Origin of the sequence: Streptococcus sp. NM (assembly GCF_003390135.1) — a bacterium.
GTDB lineage: Bacteria > Bacillota > Bacilli > Lactobacillales > Streptococcaceae > Streptococcus.
On sequence record NZ_QUOS01000004.1, the window covers coordinates 57,254 to 72,114 of the forward strand.

A 14,861-nucleotide genomic window follows, 5' to 3' on the forward strand; every position below is an offset into this window, starting at 1 on the left:
AATAAATTCTCCGACGAGCTTTTACTCGTTCTTAGTTTGATTGTTTAAAAGCTTCCATCATCTCGATAAACTCGTCAAATAGGTAGCTTGCGTCGTGTGGACCAGGGGCTGCGTCTGGGTGGTATTGAACAGAGAAAGCAGGTTGGTATCTGTGACGTACACCTTCAACTGACTTATCATTGATTTCTTCGTGGGTAATGATTAAATGTTCTGGCAAATCCTCACGACTGACTGCATAACCATGATTCTGGCTGGTGAAGTCTACGCGTCCTGTTGCAATTTCACGTACCGCATGGTTGAATCCACGGTGTCCAAATTTCATCTTATAGGTCTTAGCACCATTTGCCATTGCAAAGAGTTGATGCCCCATACAAATACCAAAGATTGGAATTTTTCCTTGCACACCACGAATCATGTCAAGTGCTTGTGGAACATCTTCTGGGTTACCTGGACCGTTTGACAACATAACTCCGTCAGGATTGAGATGGAGAATTTCTTCTGCCGTTGTTGAATAAGGAACAACCGTCACGTTACAGTTGCGCTTCGAAAGTTCACGTAAGATTGAGTGCTTGAGACCAAAGTCCACTAGCACCACACTCAAACCAACTCCTGGAGCTGGATATGAAGTTTTAGTAGAAACTTGCTTGATATTATCCGTCGGCAAGACTGTCGCTTGGAGTTGGTCAGTCACATGGTCCATGCTGTCCCCAACATGGGTCAAGGTTGCACGCATAGTACCATGCTTACGGATAATCTTGGTAAGGGCACGCGTATCAATTCCTGAAATACCTGGAATTTTCTTAGCTTTCAAGAATTCATCCAAGGTCATTTGGTTACGCCAGTTGCTTGCTCTACGTGCCTCTTCGAAAACAACGACTCCCTTACAAGTTGGAATAATGGATTCGTAATCATCACGGTTAATTCCATAGTTTCCAACCAAAGGATAAGTAAAGGTCAAGATTTGTCCATTATAAGACTGGTCTGTAATGGATTCTTGGTAGCCAGTCATACCTGTATTAAAGACAATTTCACCTGTTACATCGATATCTGCTCCGAAGGCCTTGCCTTCAAAAACTGTGCCATCTTCTAATACTAGAAGTCTTTTTGTCATATTTTCACCTCTCGTGGACGCTCACTGGCGTCTTTTAACGTCTTGTGTTTTAGTTGGCGTTTCTACTCGCCAGTACGGATTCTAAGATTGCCATTCGAACAAAGACACCATTGGTCATTTGTTGGACAATCCGTGATTTTGGTGCTTCAACCAAGTGGTCTGCGATTTCTACATCACGATTGACTGGAGCTGGGTGCATAAGGATTGCTGTTTCTTTCAAACGGTCATAACGTTCTTGAGTCAAGCCGTGTTGGGCATGGTAGTCTTCTTTTGAAAAGACAGCTCCACTATCATGGCGTTCATGTTGCACACGGAGAAACATCATGACATCCACCTGATCAATGATTTCATCAATAGTTACAAACTGTCCATAGTCTGCAAACTCTTGACTTCTCCATTCCTCAGGTCCAGCAAAGTAAAGTTCAGCTCCCAAGCGTTTCAAAATCTGCATATTGGATTTAGCAACGCGTGAGTGGTCCAAGTCACCTGCAATCGCAACCTTAAGACCCTCAAAGTGACCAAATTCCTCATAAATAGTCATCAAATCAAGCAAGCTCTGGCTAGGGTGTTGGCCCGACCCATCTCCACCATTGATGATGGAAGTCGTAATCGTTGGACTTGCAATTAACTCTCTGTAGTAGTCAACCTCAGGGTGGCGAATCACACAGACATCCACTCCTAAAGCAGACAGAGTCAAAATGGTATCATAAAGTGTCTCACCCTTATTGACTGAACTAGTCTTCACATCAAAGTCAAGTCGCTCCAATCCCAGTTTAATCTCTGCCACTTCAAAGGACTTATGCGTCCGTGTAGAATCCTCAAAGAAAAGATTGGAAACAATCGGATGGTCTTCATAAGGAAGCTGAGCTCCGTTTTTAAACTCAATTCCTCGCTTGATCAATTTCATCACTTGATCGACAGTGAGGTCTTCCATGGACACCACATGGTTCAATGCTTGTTGATTTTCTGACATGGCTACTCCTTTAGCTTTCTAAGCTTCTTCAGTAATCAGAACTCTGTCTTGGCCATCAAGTTCTGCCATCTCTACGATGATTTCTTCAGAACGACTGGTTGGGATATTCTTTCCAACGTAATCTGGACGGATTGGCAATTCTCTATGTCCACGATCGACTAGAACAGCTAAACTCACGCGCGCAGGACGGCCATGACCGACAATATTATCAATAGCAGCACGTATGGTACGACCTGTATAGAGCACATCATCCACCAAGATAACTTCGCGGTCTGTCACATCGACAGAAACCAAAGAAGTATCTTCTCCACTTTTAACATCATCACGGAAAGGTTTGGTATCCAATTCTACGACAGGAACTGAAAGATTTTCTAACTGCTCCAAACGTTCCTGGATACGGTGGGCAATAAAGACACCACGAGTTTTAATACCAGCCAAGACAATCTTATTCAAATCTTTGTTGCGTTCGATAATCTCATAAGTAATACGCGTAATCGCTCGTTTGACAGTCAATTCGTCTACAACTTCTTTTGTCTTCATGACAAACCTCCAAAAAGAAAAGTCTCCTTAAACAAGGAGACTTGAAATGTATAGCCAAGCGAGCCCTACTGCAAACAGTATAGACTTCACCCTTCTACTTTATCGCGCTCCTTGCCTGCCTCACGGGACAGGTTTAAAGGAATATTTAGTTATCAAATACTATAGCACAAAGCATGCTTAAAATCAAGCAAAAACTTTTAAAACCCCATCTTATAAATTGCTTATAAATTGCTAAAGTCATATAACTGTGGGTACTGATCACACTCTGGATTTTTAGGATGACAAATGGCTCGTCCAAAATAAATCATTGCCTGATGGGCTGCTAACCACTGCTCCGGTGGTAAGATATCCATGACCCGCTTTTCCACCTCAAGTGGTGTCGCTGACTTTTTGACGATATCGTGGTGTTTACATATACGCTCTACATGAGTATCCACTGCAAAAGCTGGAATTCCAAAGCCTACACTCATGACAACATTGGCTGTCTTGCGACCAACACCTGCCAAACTCTCCAATTCCTCTCGTGTTTGAGGGACTTGACCATCAAAATCTTCTAGTAACTGTTGGGCACATTTTTTAAGGAATTTAGCCTTATTTCGATACAGTCCTAGGCGAGAAATGTGTGAGGCAATTTCACTTTCTGTTGCAACAGACATGGCTTGTGGCGTTGGAAAGGCAGCAAAGAGACCTGGTGTGGCCTTATTTACCGCTGCATCCGTTGTCTGAGCTGACAACATGACCGCAACCAAAAGTTCAAAATGATTGGTGAAATCAAGACTAGGCTTGGCATCTGGAAAAAGAGCAATGATTTCTTCTAGCACCTTTCGTGCGCGTTTTTTTGACAAGACCATTATTCGTCTCCATCAAATAGTCCTTGTAGGTCAGCAAAAGGACTGTTTTCTTCTTTCTTAACCGCTTGTTGGGCTTGGTATTCTTCTTCTGTCATGATTTGCCAGTCATTTCCTGACACAAATCCTTGACCAGCCTCTTCTTCAGCCGTCAAGACCTTAATAGGAATATTTAGTAGGATATTGTCTGATACGCTCTCAGCAAGGTCAAGTTCTCCATTTTCGATAGGCAAGACCAAATCATCGTCTAAAACTTCCTGATCTAGTTGGTTAGTTGCGCCTTCCATGAAAACTTCCGTTACTGGATAAGATTCAACTAACTCAACTGGCTCCATACTGCGACTTGAAGCAAGAACAATGGTATAAGATAGTTGATAGTCTAAGAAATACATACGGTCTTCGTACTGTACTTTTCCAACTGCAAGGATATCTTTTACATCTAAAATTTCTTGATTACGTGCACGCAGGTCTGCGGCTAGGTCTAACGTTTGTTCAAAATGCAAGCCTTCAGACTGCTTACGAATTTCTTGAATATTTAATTTCATACTTCCTCCATAAAGATTTACTCTCTTGATTATACCACGAAAAGGCTACAAATCAGCCCACCAAACTTTATAATTAAAATTCATTTTTTAACATATTTACTATGACATTTTTGTTTTTTAGTGCTATACTATAGGCAATAATACATCAGAGCAAGGAGGATGCTCACATGGAAAACAAAGAACTCATTGCTAATGCAACCCAACTCCTATCCGAGTTAAATAAAAGTTTCCAAAGCTGCAAACAGGGTACGGCAGATGATATTCGACTGCAAGAGCTGCTAAATACTACTCTGCAAGAGCTCAAAAAAGCGGAAAAGTTGAACAACAGTATCTTAATCGATCTTGAGAAATTTTACCAACGTACCAGTCTTCTGATAGGCCTCGGTAGCCTAAAACTCAACGATCAAGCACGCACTGCTTGGCGAAACTATGACAAGTTCCATTACGAGCATGTCAAACACGTACTAACTCTTTATGGACCTGTTTTCGGATTTTAGAGATTAGAATTGTCGGTTTTCTGTTGACAAAATATCCTGAAAGGTATAGTATAGAGATACTAATACTCGGAGGTAAGGGAGACATGAACAACTAAGTCTATCAAATAAAGAACCTTTATTTAGTAGATCTTGTTTTTGTCTCTTTTTGTGTGCTCTTTTTGTACTAGATTTTCTAGTACTTTATCATCTATGAAAATCAAAAAACTAGAAAGCTATGCTCCTCTTGGGTTGGGTTAGGCAACTCCAAGCTAGTTTGACGAGTTTTTCAACGAGGATAATAGAGTTTTGACAGTGACTTTGGGCTCTACTAGATAAAGTAGAGCTTTTTGTTATGCACTATCGACATTCTAGAAAGGGCAACAATATGATAAAAATCAATCACCTGACCATCACTCAAAACAAAGATTTACGAAATCTTGTCTCTGACTTAAGCATGACCATCCAAGACGGGGAAAAGGTAGCTATTATTGGCGAAGAAGGAAATGGAAAATCAACCTTGCTGCGAGCTTTAATGGGAGAAGCATTGCCTGATTTCACTATCAGGGGTGACATTCAATCTGATTATCAATCACTAGCTTACATTCCTCAAAAACTCCCCGAGGAGCTGAAAAAGAGAAGTCTACACGACTACTTCTTTTTAGATTCTATTGATTTAGACTACAGTATCCTTTATCGCTTAGCTGAAGAGTTGCATTTTGATAGTGATCGCTTTGCTAGTGACCAAAATATCGGGAGCCTATCGGGTGGCGAAGCTTTGAAAATTCAGCTCATCCATGAGTTAGCCAAACCCTTTGAGATTCTATTTTTAGATGAACCTTCAAATGACCTGGACCTTGAGACGGTTGATTGGCTAAAAAGACAGATACAGAAGATGAGGCAAACCGTTATTTTCATTTCCCATGATGAAGACTTTCTTTCTGAAACGGCAGACACTATTGTCCACTTGCGACTGGTCAAGCACCGGAAAGAAGCGGAAACACTAGTAGAGCATTTAGATTATGATAGCTATAGTGACCAGAGAAAGGTTAATTTTATCAAACAAAGCCAGCAAGCTGCTAACGACAAAAGAGCCTACGATAAAACCATGGAAAAACATCGGCGAGTCAAGCAAAATGTAGAAACTGCGCTTCGAGCTACTAAAGACAGTACTGCAGGTCGCCTATTGGCTAAAAAGATGAAAAATGTTCTCTCTCAAGAAAAACGTATTGAAAAGACAGCTCAGTCCATGACCCAAAAACCACTTGAAGAGGAAGAAATCAGACTTTTTTTCTCAGATATACAGCCATTACCGACATCTAAAGTCTTAATCCAACTGGAAAAAGAAAATTTGTCCATTGACGACCGTGTTTTGGCTCAGCAGCTACAACTAACTGTCCATGGCCAAGAAAAAATCGGTATTATCGGGCCAAATGGTATTGGAAAATCAACTCTGTTAGCCAAGGTACAGAGAATTCTGAATGATAAAAGAGAGATTTCCCTTGGTTTTATGCCACAAGATTACCACAAAAAACTGCAATTGGATTTATCACCAATAGCCTACCTCAGCAAAACTGGAGAAAAAGAGGAACTACAGAAAATCCAATCTCACTTAGCAAGTCTCAATTTCAGTTATCCAGAAATGCAGCATCAAATTCGCTCCTTATCTGGCGGACAACAGGGAAAACTTCTGCTTTTGGATTTAGTCTTGCGCAAACCAAACTTTCTCCTGCTAGATGAACCCACACGAAACTTTTCTCCAACTTCTCAACCCGAAATCAGAAAACTCTTTGCCACTTATCCTGGTGGTCTCATCACTGTTTCGCATGACCGTCGTTTCTTAAAAGAAGTTTGCTCGACTATCTATCGCTTGACAGAACACGGTTTGGAGATAGTTAATTTAGAAGATTTATAAATTTTCAACATAGCAAAAATCCAGAGACGACCTCTGGATTTTTTTATATACGTTTCAAACGTTCAATCCGTTCTGAGATAGGTGGGTGGGTATAAAAGAGTTTTTGGAACCCTCCACCTTTCTTAGGATCATTGATATAAAGTGCACTGCTGGCATCATCGACAGGACGACTCATCGGTTTACTATTATCCAACTTACGTAGAGCATTAATCATCCCTTGAGGATTGCGAGTCAACTCAACACTAGAAGCATCAGCTAGGAATTCCCTCTGACGAGAAATAGCTAGTTGCACCAAGGTTGCAGCGAGAGGTGCCAGCACAATAGCTAGTAGGGAAACCACTAGCATAATGATTTCTAAGCCATTTCCTTCTCGGTCATCATCACTTCGTCTACGACCTGCTCCACCCCACCACATCATACGACCTGCCATACTAGAAAGCATGGTGATAGCACTAGCAAGGGCAACAGCAATAGTCGAAATACGGATATCATAATTACGAATATGACTGACTTCATGTCCCATAACAGCTTCTAGCTCCTCGCGATTCATGATAGCAAGGAGACCTGAAGTCGCAGCAACCGCTGCGTTTTGAGGATTAGAACCTGTCGCAAAGGCATTTAAGGCCGGATCATCAATGATGAAAACACGGGGCATAGGAATCTGAGCGACCATAGCCATATCTTCCACTACATGGTAAAGATCTGGTGCAGTTTGCTCATCAACCTCGCGCGCTCCATTCATGGACATGACAATCTCTGTCGATTGAAAAATCATGGACAAGGCATAGATAAAGCCGATAATCAGTGCGATAACCAAACCACCAATCCCAGACCTCATAAAGAGGTAACCAACCGCATAGCCAACAAGAGCTAAGAGTAGGAAAAATACCAGCAATAAAATCCACGTTTTTCGTTTATTGCTTGCAATTTGATCAAACAACATCTTAGTCACCTAAACCGCTAAAATCAACCTTAGGAACTGCCTTTTCCTCTTCTGGTGTTTGAAGGAAATCTGCTGCTTTAAATCCAAACATTCCAGCGATAATATTGCTTGGGAAAGTTTCTAATTTTACATTGTAGTTGCTGACAACACTGTTGTAGAGTTGACGAGAGTAAGAAATTTTATTTTCTGTGTTTGTTAACTCCTCTTGCAATTTAACAAAGTTGGCACTAGCTTTCAAATCTGGATAGCTTTCTGCAACTGCAAAAATACCTGAAACCTGACGAGTAAGGGCATCACTAGCTTTCATAGCTTCTGCTGGTGAAGTCGCTGCCGCCACTTGGTTACGTAGTTCTGCCACCTTTTCAAGGGTAGAACCTTCATATTTGGCATAACCTTTTACAGTCTCAATCAAGTTTGGCAAGAGGTCATTTCGACGTTTCAACTGAACATCAATCTGACTCCAAGCCTCCTTTGTTTGCATACGATTCTTAACCAAACCGTTATAGCTAACAATCACAAAAATAACAATAAGAGCTAAAACTCCAAGAATAATCCAAGTCATGATATAAGTCCTTTCTGCTTTTAGATTAGTACCAGTATATCAAATTTTTAATGATTGTGGTAAAATAAGATGATACTAAAGAAGGAAAAAACTATGAAACCAGAAACATTTTACAACTTGCTTGCCGAGCAAAATCTTTCACTTTCGGACCAGCAAAAAAAACAATTTGAACGTTATTTTGAACTCTTGGTCGAGTGGAATGAGAAGATTAATTTGACGGCTATTACGAACAAGGAAGAAGTTTATCTCAAACATTTTTACGATTCGATTGCGCCTATTCTGCAAGGCTTGATTCCCAATGAAACTATCAAACTTCTTGATATTGGAGCTGGGGCAGGATTTCCTAGTCTACCAATGAAAATCCTCTATCCTCAGTTAGATGTGACCATCATTGATTCTCTCAACAAGCGCATCAACTTCCTCCAACTGTTGGCTCAAGAACTGGATTTGAACGGAGTTCATTTCTACCATGGACGTGCCGAAGATTTTGCACAAGATAAAAACTTCCGTGCTCAATATGATTTTGTAACAGCTCGTGCGGTTGCCCGTATGCAGGTCTTGTCTGAATTGACTATTCCCTACCTTAAAGTTGGCGGAAAACTATTGGCGCTCAAGGCCAGCAATGCGCCTGAGGAATTATTAGAAGCTAAGAATGCCCTCAACCTCCTTTTTAGTAAAGTCGAAGACAATCTCAGCTACGCCCTACCAAATGGAGATCCACGTTACATCACAGTGGTAGAAAAGAAAAAGGAAACGCCAAATAAATATCCACGTAAGGCTGGCATGCCCAACAAACGCCCACTTTAAATTTTTTAGTAAAAAATATTTACAAAGTTCGGAATTTCTGCTATACTATCACAAGCAAAGGTTTTTAATGTCATCCCGTGAGGTGACGAAGACGCAGAAATATTTAAAATTCTTTAAAGTCTAGATTTTAGAGAAGTCTTACTCTGAGGGCCTATTGCTGTAAAATAATGGGCTCTTTTTTGATGCCCAAAAGTGAGGTTTATATGAAACAAGAATCAACTGTTGATTTGTTACTAGACGTTGACCAACGTCCTTCGGCTGGAAAAGGAATTCTCCTTAGTTTCCAACACGTTTTCGCCATGTTTGGTGCGACCATCTTGGTACCCTTGATTTTGGGAATGCCTGTATCTGTTGCCCTTTTTGCTTCAGGTGTCGGGACACTCATCTATATGATTTCAACTGGTTTTAAAGTTCCCGTTTATCTAGGTTCTTCATTTGCCTTTATCACAGCAATGTCACTGGCTATGAAGGAACTAGGAGGGGATGTATCAGCTGCACAAACAGGGGTTATCTTGACTGGTTTAGTCTATGTCCTTGTGGCTGCAAGTGTTCGTTTTGCGGGTACAAAATGGATTGATAAACTCTTGCCACCAATCATCATCGGACCTATGATCATCGTTATCGGTCTTGGACTTGCAGGTTCAGCTGTTACTAACGCTGGTCTTGTAGCGGATGGAAATTGGAAAAATGCTCTTGTAGCAGTTGTTACTTTCTTGATTGCTGCCTTTATCAATACAAAAGGAAAAGGCTTCCTACGAATCATTCCATTCCTCTTTGCCATTATCGGTGGTTACCTCTTCGCACTAACTCTTGGTTTGGTTGACTTTACACCAGTTCTTAAAGCTAACTGGTTTGAAATCCCTGGTTTCTACTTGCCATTTAGCACAGGTGGTGCCTTTAAAGAATACAATCTTTACTTTGGTCCAGAAACTATCGCTATCTTGCCAATCGCTATCGTAACAATTTCTGAACATATCGGAGACCATACTGTTTTGGGTCAAATCTGTGGTCGTCAATTCTTGAAAGAACCAGGTCTTCACCGTACTCTTCTTGGTGACGGTATCGCAACTTCTGTTTCTGCCTTCCTTGGTGGACCAGCCAATACAACTTACGGAGAAAATACAGGGGTTATTGGTATGACTCGTATCGCTTCTGTCTCAGTTATCCGTAACGCTGCCTTCATCGCGATTGCCCTTAGCTTCCTTGGTAAATTCACTGCCTTGATTTCAACTATTCCAAATGCTGTACTTGGTGGTATGTCAATCCTTCTCTATGGGGTTATCGCCAGCAACGGTTTGAAAGTTTTGATCAAAGAACGTGTTGATTTCGCTCAAATGCGTAACCTAATCATCGCAAGTGCTATGTTGGTCCTTGGACTTGGAGGAGCTATCCTTAAACTCGGTCCAGTTACCCTTTCAGGTACTGCCCTATCAGCCATGACAGGAATCATTTTGAACTTGATCTTACCATATGAAAACAAAGACTAAACGTCTTGAAACAAAAAGTCCGCTCAGATAACTGAGCGGACTTTTTTGATTCTTAAGTCCCCCAAGCAACCAATAGATAGATCAGGCTAGAACCAAACATATCTGCTAAAGCATGCATGAGAAAGAATGGAAGGAGATTTTTAATTTTATATTTGTATAAGAAATAATAGAATAAGCCATATACTACACCGATTACCAAAGCCCATACTAATCCTTGATAGGTGTGGAAGGAAATACGAATAATCATAGAATAAAGCAAAATCAACCACTTGTGTTTTTCCTTCACTGAAGTTAACAAACCTAGAAAGAAAAACTCTTCATAAAATCCATTAAGCAAGGCATAGGCAATCGCTATCGGGCTGAGAGCTAAAAACTTCCCTATTATTTGCGTGAAATCTATATAGGCAAAAAGGTCTGGATTAAAGTAATTATATTTACCAGTGAGAGTTGTAACCAAGTCTCCAAACAGTCCCACTAAAGCAAATATAAATGGAACCCAAAAGATAATGGACCAATTCCAGCGAATAGGAAGCTGTTTAAAATCATAGTTTCGAATCAAAAGATAGAGTAAGGTCACAGTCAGTAATATAGCTTGCAGGGTAAAATTACTAAAATAAGCAGCACCTTCGCTTGCAGCCTGTCTAACTGTCCCTACTGTACTTGATACACCCGTTGGAAACGTATTTGCTAAAAATAGCTCGGTTGAACGAATTATAAACTGACCAAACATTATGATCGTAATAATCACAATATCAAACCATCTCAAGTATTTTAGAGGTTTAGATGGATGTATTTTTTTTAAAATATTCATATTTTCTCCAGGTATTCTATACTCATATAAATATTTTAAGAAAAAAGGCTTAAACTTTTATAAAATTTCATTAATTCATTTAGATTTAAAGACGTTTACTAGTAAAAATAACCCCTCTTTGAGAGTGGTTATCATCTACTTTCATTTTTTTGTTTATTTCTCTAACAATAAATCTTTCAAAGAAATCAGAGTGACTGCAATTAAAATCATTGCCATACCAAGAAAATCAATAGGATAAAATTGTTCATTCATGATTAGGAAGGCAAAGAAAACAGCCGAAATTGGCTCAATTGAAGCCAACAAGCTTGACTTGACCGGTCCTATCAGACTGGTTCCTTTAAGGAAAGCTGTATAGGCAAAGACAGTCCCGATAAGAATAATGCCCGCAAAAGCGAGGAGAAAATCAAGACTAGTTGGGATAACAGTCTGTAGAACTCCTGTAAAAGGAAGAGCGACCAAACCTGCTATGACCATTCCCACACCAATAACCAAACTGCTCCCCCACTTCTTAATCAAGGCTATGGGCAAAATGATATAAAGTGCGTAAGTCAGAGCAGAAAAGAGACCCCAGAACAGGCCTGCAGGTGTCATGGATAACTGGTCCAACTGCCCATGAGTTGCGATCAGGAAGGTCCCTCCAATGGCTAATATGATAGAAACAATCTCTCCCAGTGTCGGCGCCACCTTATCCTTGATACAGCTATAAATCAAAATCCCGACAGGACAAACATACTGAAGCACTGTCGCGGTACCTGCATTGGTCTCCTGAATAGCAGTTAGATAGGCAAATTGATTGAGAAAAAGACCAATTAGAGCAAAAATGAGAAGAGATAGCAAACTTTTTCTATCCTTTAAAAAGGCCAGCATTTTATCCTTTGCAGTAGCATAAGCCAAGAACATGAGAATCCCACCGGCGATTAAAAGTCGTAAGTTAGTTAAAACCAGAGACGAAATTCCATGTGCCATCAGGTATTGGCCACTCGTTCCTGACAAGCCCCAAGCAATACCAGCCACAACTGTTAATAGAATCCCTTTTAAACTGTTTGACATGTCTCTCCTTACTCTTCTTTGCGAATCAAGTCCATCACTTGATTGCGGTCTAATATCCATTGAGCCCGCTCATCCTTTTCATAGGTACGATTCGATAGGAAGATAGCCGCTACTTGCTTCTGACGATTCCACATGATAAAGGTACCTGTATAACCCGTATGGTCTAGCCAATCTCCTTCCAAATTCCATGCCAAAGAACGTTCCTTGTCATCCAAAGGAGAAAAATTTTGACTCAAATTTCTTGCAAACTCATCTGCTAAATAGTGTTCTAAAAAGATTTGTAAATCCTTTACAGTCGAAAATAAACCAGCACTACCTGCATGTCTGCCCAGGAGACGAGCTTTGGGATCATGCACTAGACCTGCTTCCACACCTCTGACTGTTGGAACAGCAAACTCAACAGGACCAAACTGGGTTTCCATCATTCCCCAAGATTTAAAAACTTGCTCCTCTAAAATCACATCCAAATCCTTATCAAAGATTCTTTCCAAAACAAAACCTAACAGCAAAAAATGGACATCCGAATAAAGAAAGGCTGGCTGATTTCGTATATTGAGATGAAACATCGCTTCCTTTAATTCTGAATCTGTTAAAAGATCACGATTGGGAATAAACGGATCAAGGTCTGTTGCGTGAGTCAAGAGCTGGCGAATAGTGATGTCTGGATAATCACTTTCAGGTAAAAAATCGGTTACTGGTCTGTCAATATCTAATTGACCTCTTTCCCACAAGAAGGTAAAAACGGTACCAACTCCAACAACCTTGCTGACACTGGCTAGGTCGTAAACTAGTCCTGCCTCTGTCTGCAAGCCATGCTCTGGGTCACTCTGGCCTAAATAGAACTCCGTCCATTGATTGTCCTTAAAATATGCAAAAGAGGCTCCGGGATAGATCCCTGCCTCGATTTGTTCTTCTATTTTTTTAATAATCTTGGTCCACTTCATACTTCTTCAAACCACAATTCAACATTATTTCTATCTTTACCAAGGAAGAATTTTTCAGACTTAGGAATAAAATATTCGGTAGACTCAAACTTCTGGCGAAGACTTTCTATATCTAGTTCATTGACCAGGAACTTGAGCATAGATAAGTCCCAAGTAACCGTATTGTCCACAGTCAAATCTTGCCCCTGAGCTGGGATAAAACCAAGTGATGTCCCAACTTCAGATGATTCCAAGTAACTTTCGATATCAGTTGGGAGATGTAATTCCATAGAAATCTCAAATATACTTAAAGAAATTGATTCCAAATCTGTTTGAAATTCAAGATTTTTTTCTACTTCTACTAGACTTTCTCTATCATCTTCCGCATGAATCAAAACCAAATCATCTTCTGGAGAGTAAATTTCAAAAGCGTAGCCATTTTGACCTTTATATAAGCGATGAATCGAATCTGTTTTAGATAAGATTCCTTCAATTTCTAAGGGATTTTCCACCTTGACAATTAATCTAGCTAATTTTTTTCTTCCCTCCACCTTACGAGTACGCATACTTGGAGCTTCTTCTAAAACCAGCTTTTCTAGACCTGTTTGATCACCTAGTGACAGAAAGGCTGACTCTTCTAACAAGGCCTTCATACCAAGGGTCTCTATATAAAATGTTTCATTTAATTTTCTATTATTTACTTTTAAAGTAGGAATAATCCGTACAATCTGATTTACATTCATAAACTCCTCCAACTCTTTTATTTTAAAGGATTTTAGAATTTTTTACAAGATATTATGCTCAAATTTACCGATTTTTCGTAAAAATTTCATCTAAAAAACCGAGGATTGCCCCGGTTTCAATTTCTTATAGGTAAAGGAATTTGAAGATAGCTACTGCCGCAATTGCTGCTGCGATCGGTGCTACTACTGGTACCCAAGAGTACCACCATTTTGAATCACCTTTGTGCTCACCAAGAACTGATTTTGGAAGGAAAGCATGAAGGAGACGTGGCCCCAAGTCACGGGCTGGGTTCAAGGCAGGTCCTGTAGGTCCACCAAGTGATGTTACCAAGGCCATAACAAGGAATCCAAGTGCCAAGTGAGCAATTCCAAGACCTGAAGCTGTATGAGGTGCTGTTTGAGCTTTAATTGCTAAATCAGAGAAATCAACTGTTTGACCTGCTTGACTAGCCATTTGTTTCATGTATTGAAGAACCTCAGCACCAAAGAAGTTTTTAGTTAATCCAAGAGCTGCAAAGAACAGAACAAATGAACCGATAAACTCGTTTACAAAACCATTAACGGTTGCTGCGAAATGTGATTCTTTTGTACCATTATCCAAACTTGAAATGGTTGAGAAAGTACCCAAGATGTTGTTTGGATTTCCAGTTTTCAAGTAATATGGGCGGTGTGTTGCCACAACCAATGCTTGACCAAAGATAGCACCCAAAACTTGTGCGATGATATAAGGCGCTACTTGTGCCCAAGGGAAGAGACCGCTGATCGCAAGTCCAAGAGTGAAGGCTGGGTTAATGTGGTTACCTGATACGTTACCAAACATCAAAGCTGGAATCATAACCCCCATACCGTAACCAACAGCAATAACGATCCAGCCACTTTGGTGACCTTTCGTACCTTTAAGTTCAACGTTGGCAACTGCACCATTTCCAAGAATGATCAAAATAGCAGTTCCCAAAAATTCAGTGGCATATTTAATTGCCCATGTGAAATCCATTTGATAGATTCTCCTTAAAATTTTTTAGACAATCCTTATTCTATCAATTTTTATATCTTTTAGCAACAGGTTTTCTAAAAGAATACACGAGAAAGCGATTTCATTTATTATAAAAAACAAAAGGATTAAGGGAATC

16 protein-coding genes are annotated in these 14,861 nt (G+C 40.2%); 4 read left to right on the forward strand and 12 right to left on the reverse strand.

The annotated features are described in order from the left end of the window. Positions 1-31 precede the first annotated feature (31 nt). The 5 genes from DXN33_RS07410 to DXN33_RS07430 all read right to left on the reverse strand — a co-directional run bounded on the left by DXN33_RS07410 (position 32) and on the right by DXN33_RS07430 (position 4,017). Complete coding sequence (locus tag DXN33_RS07410) at positions 32-1,111, reverse strand: carbamoyl phosphate synthase small subunit (RefSeq protein WP_000166853.1); 1,080 nt, start codon at positions 1,109-1,111, stop codon at positions 32-34. Positions 1,112-1,160: 49 nt separating this feature from the next. Further along, complete coding sequence (locus DXN33_RS07415; protein WP_004260121.1) at positions 1,161-2,084, reverse strand: aspartate carbamoyltransferase catalytic subunit; 924 nt, start codon at positions 2,082-2,084, stop codon at positions 1,161-1,163. A gap of 18 nt (positions 2,085-2,102) precedes the next feature. After that, entirely contained in the window at positions 2,103-2,624 is a 522-nt protein-coding gene (gene pyrR, locus DXN33_RS07420; protein ID WP_000850023.1) for a bifunctional pyr operon transcriptional regulator/uracil phosphoribosyltransferase PyrR, read from the reverse strand. A 221-nt stretch (positions 2,625-2,845) separates the two neighbouring features. Then, a complete protein-coding gene (nth, locus tag DXN33_RS07425) occupies positions 2,846-3,475 on the reverse strand; it encodes an endonuclease III (protein ID WP_115904738.1) in 630 nt (209 codons plus the stop codon). Then, positions 3,475-4,017, reverse strand: coding sequence for a DUF177 domain-containing protein (locus DXN33_RS07430; RefSeq protein ID WP_115904739.1), 543 nt, complete (start codon positions 4,015-4,017; stop codon positions 3,475-3,477). Before DXN33_RS07430 ends, nth begins: the two co-directional genes overlap by 1 nt. Before the next feature lie 167 nt (positions 4,018-4,184). On the opposite strand from DXN33_RS07430, the gene DXN33_RS07435 reads away from it, so the two are divergent. Further along, positions 4,185-4,514, forward strand: a complete 330-nt coding sequence (locus DXN33_RS07435; RefSeq protein ID WP_084863164.1) for a helicase BlpT — start codon at positions 4,185-4,187, stop codon at positions 4,512-4,514. A 331-nt stretch (positions 4,515-4,845) separates the two neighbouring features. Then, positions 4,846-6,405 carry an ATP-binding cassette domain-containing protein gene (locus DXN33_RS07440; RefSeq protein ID WP_115904740.1) on the forward strand — a complete coding sequence of 520 codons (1,560 nt, stop codon included), beginning with the start codon at positions 4,846-4,848 and terminating at the stop codon, positions 6,403-6,405. A gap of 43 nt (positions 6,406-6,448) precedes the next feature. Here DXN33_RS07440 and htpX read toward each other — a convergent pair whose 3' ends face one another. Together htpX and DXN33_RS07450 are read right to left on the reverse strand one after the other, a co-directional pair. After that, entirely contained in the window at positions 6,449-7,348 is a 900-nt protein-coding gene (gene htpX / locus DXN33_RS07445; RefSeq protein ID WP_115904741.1) for a zinc metalloprotease HtpX, read from the reverse strand. A 1-nt stretch (position 7,349) separates the two neighbouring features. Next, complete coding sequence (locus DXN33_RS07450) at positions 7,350-7,910, reverse strand: LemA family protein (protein WP_000219833.1); 561 nt, start codon at positions 7,908-7,910, stop codon at positions 7,350-7,352. 93 nt (positions 7,911-8,003) lie between these two features. On the opposite strand from DXN33_RS07450, the gene rsmG reads away from it, so the two are divergent. Together rsmG and DXN33_RS07460 are read left to right on the forward strand one after the other, a co-directional pair. Further along, positions 8,004-8,717, forward strand: a complete 714-nt coding sequence (gene rsmG / locus DXN33_RS07455; RefSeq protein WP_115904742.1) for a 16S rRNA (guanine(527)-N(7))-methyltransferase RsmG — start codon at positions 8,004-8,006, stop codon at positions 8,715-8,717. Between the two features lie 203 nt (positions 8,718-8,920). After that, the gene (locus DXN33_RS07460) at positions 8,921-10,204 is read left to right on the forward strand and encodes a uracil-xanthine permease family protein (RefSeq protein ID WP_181897301.1); all 1,284 of its coding nucleotides are present in this window, start codon (positions 8,921-8,923) and stop codon (positions 10,202-10,204) included. A 52-nt stretch (positions 10,205-10,256) separates the two neighbouring features. Here the strand turns inward: DXN33_RS07460 and DXN33_RS07465 are convergent, their stop codons facing one another. From DXN33_RS07465 to gla, 5 genes are all read right to left on the reverse strand, one after another. Continuing rightward, the gene (locus DXN33_RS07465) at positions 10,257-11,015 is read right to left on the reverse strand and encodes a CPBP family intramembrane glutamic endopeptidase (RefSeq protein WP_115904744.1); all 759 of its coding nucleotides are present in this window, start codon (positions 11,013-11,015) and stop codon (positions 10,257-10,259) included. Positions 11,016-11,168: 153 nt separating this feature from the next. Beyond that, positions 11,169-12,065: a DMT family transporter gene (locus tag DXN33_RS07470; RefSeq protein WP_115904745.1), complete on the reverse strand. Its 897-nt coding sequence runs from the start codon at positions 12,063-12,065 to the stop codon at positions 11,169-11,171. A gap of 8 nt (positions 12,066-12,073) precedes the next feature. Further along, positions 12,074-13,009, reverse strand: a complete 936-nt coding sequence (locus DXN33_RS07475) for a serine hydrolase domain-containing protein (RefSeq protein WP_115904746.1) — start codon at positions 13,007-13,009, stop codon at positions 12,074-12,076. Further along, on the reverse strand, positions 13,006-13,731 hold the full coding sequence (locus tag DXN33_RS07480) for a CppA N-terminal domain-containing protein (protein WP_115904747.1): 726 nt from the start codon (positions 13,729-13,731) through the stop codon (positions 13,006-13,008). Before DXN33_RS07480 ends, DXN33_RS07475 begins: the two co-directional genes overlap by 4 nt. A gap of 124 nt (positions 13,732-13,855) precedes the next feature. Beyond that, complete coding sequence (gene gla, locus DXN33_RS07485; protein ID WP_115904748.1) at positions 13,856-14,725, reverse strand: aquaglyceroporin Gla; 870 nt, start codon at positions 14,723-14,725, stop codon at positions 13,856-13,858. Between the last annotated feature and the right edge of the window lie 136 nt (positions 14,726-14,861).

What these genes read in the sequence shown, in the direction of transcription:
- nth (WP_115904738.1), bottom strand. Translation starts at nt 3,475, where the DNA reads ATGGTCTTGTCAAAAAAACGCGCACGAAAGGTGCTAGAAGAAATCATT.
- DXN33_RS07435 (WP_084863164.1), top strand. Translation starts at nt 4,185, where the DNA reads ATGGAAAACAAAGAACTCATTGCTAATGCAACCCAACTCCTATCCGAG.
- DXN33_RS07415 (WP_004260121.1), bottom strand. Translation starts at nt 2,084, where the DNA reads ATGTCAGAAAATCAACAAGCATTGAACCATGTGGTGTCCATGGAAGAC.
- DXN33_RS07450 (WP_000219833.1), bottom strand. Translation starts at nt 7,910, where the DNA reads ATGACTTGGATTATTCTTGGAGTTTTAGCTCTTATTGTTATTTTTGTG.
- DXN33_RS07410 (WP_000166853.1), bottom strand. Translation starts at nt 1,111, where the DNA reads ATGACAAAAAGACTTCTAGTATTAGAAGATGGCACAGTTTTTGAAGGC.
- pyrR (WP_000850023.1), bottom strand. Translation starts at nt 2,624, where the DNA reads ATGAAGACAAAAGAAGTTGTAGACGAATTGACTGTCAAACGAGCGATT.
- DXN33_RS07460 (WP_181897301.1), top strand. Translation starts at nt 8,921, where the DNA reads ATGAAACAAGAATCAACTGTTGATTTGTTACTAGACGTTGACCAACGT.
- DXN33_RS07465 (WP_115904744.1), bottom strand. Translation starts at nt 11,015, where the DNA reads ATGAATATTTTAAAAAAAATACATCCATCTAAACCTCTAAAATACTTG.
- DXN33_RS07470 (WP_115904745.1), bottom strand. Translation starts at nt 12,065, where the DNA reads ATGTCAAACAGTTTAAAAGGGATTCTATTAACAGTTGTGGCTGGTATT.
- DXN33_RS07430 (WP_115904739.1), bottom strand. Translation starts at nt 4,017, where the DNA reads ATGAAATTAAATATTCAAGAAATTCGTAAGCAGTCTGAAGGCTTGCAT.
- DXN33_RS07480 (WP_115904747.1), bottom strand. Translation starts at nt 13,731, where the DNA reads ATGAATGTAAATCAGATTGTACGGATTATTCCTACTTTAAAAGTAAAT.
- DXN33_RS07440 (WP_115904740.1), top strand. Translation starts at nt 4,846, where the DNA reads ATGCACTATCGACATTCTAGAAAGGGCAACAATATGATAAAAATCAAT.
- DXN33_RS07475 (WP_115904746.1), bottom strand. Translation starts at nt 13,009, where the DNA reads ATGAAGTGGACCAAGATTATTAAAAAAATAGAAGAACAAATCGAGGCA.
- gla (WP_115904748.1), bottom strand. Translation starts at nt 14,725, where the DNA reads ATGGATTTCACATGGGCAATTAAATATGCCACTGAATTTTTGGGAACT.
- rsmG (WP_115904742.1), top strand. Translation starts at nt 8,004, where the DNA reads ATGAAACCAGAAACATTTTACAACTTGCTTGCCGAGCAAAATCTTTCA.
- htpX (WP_115904741.1), bottom strand. Translation starts at nt 7,348, where the DNA reads ATGTTGTTTGATCAAATTGCAAGCAATAAACGAAAAACGTGGATTTTA.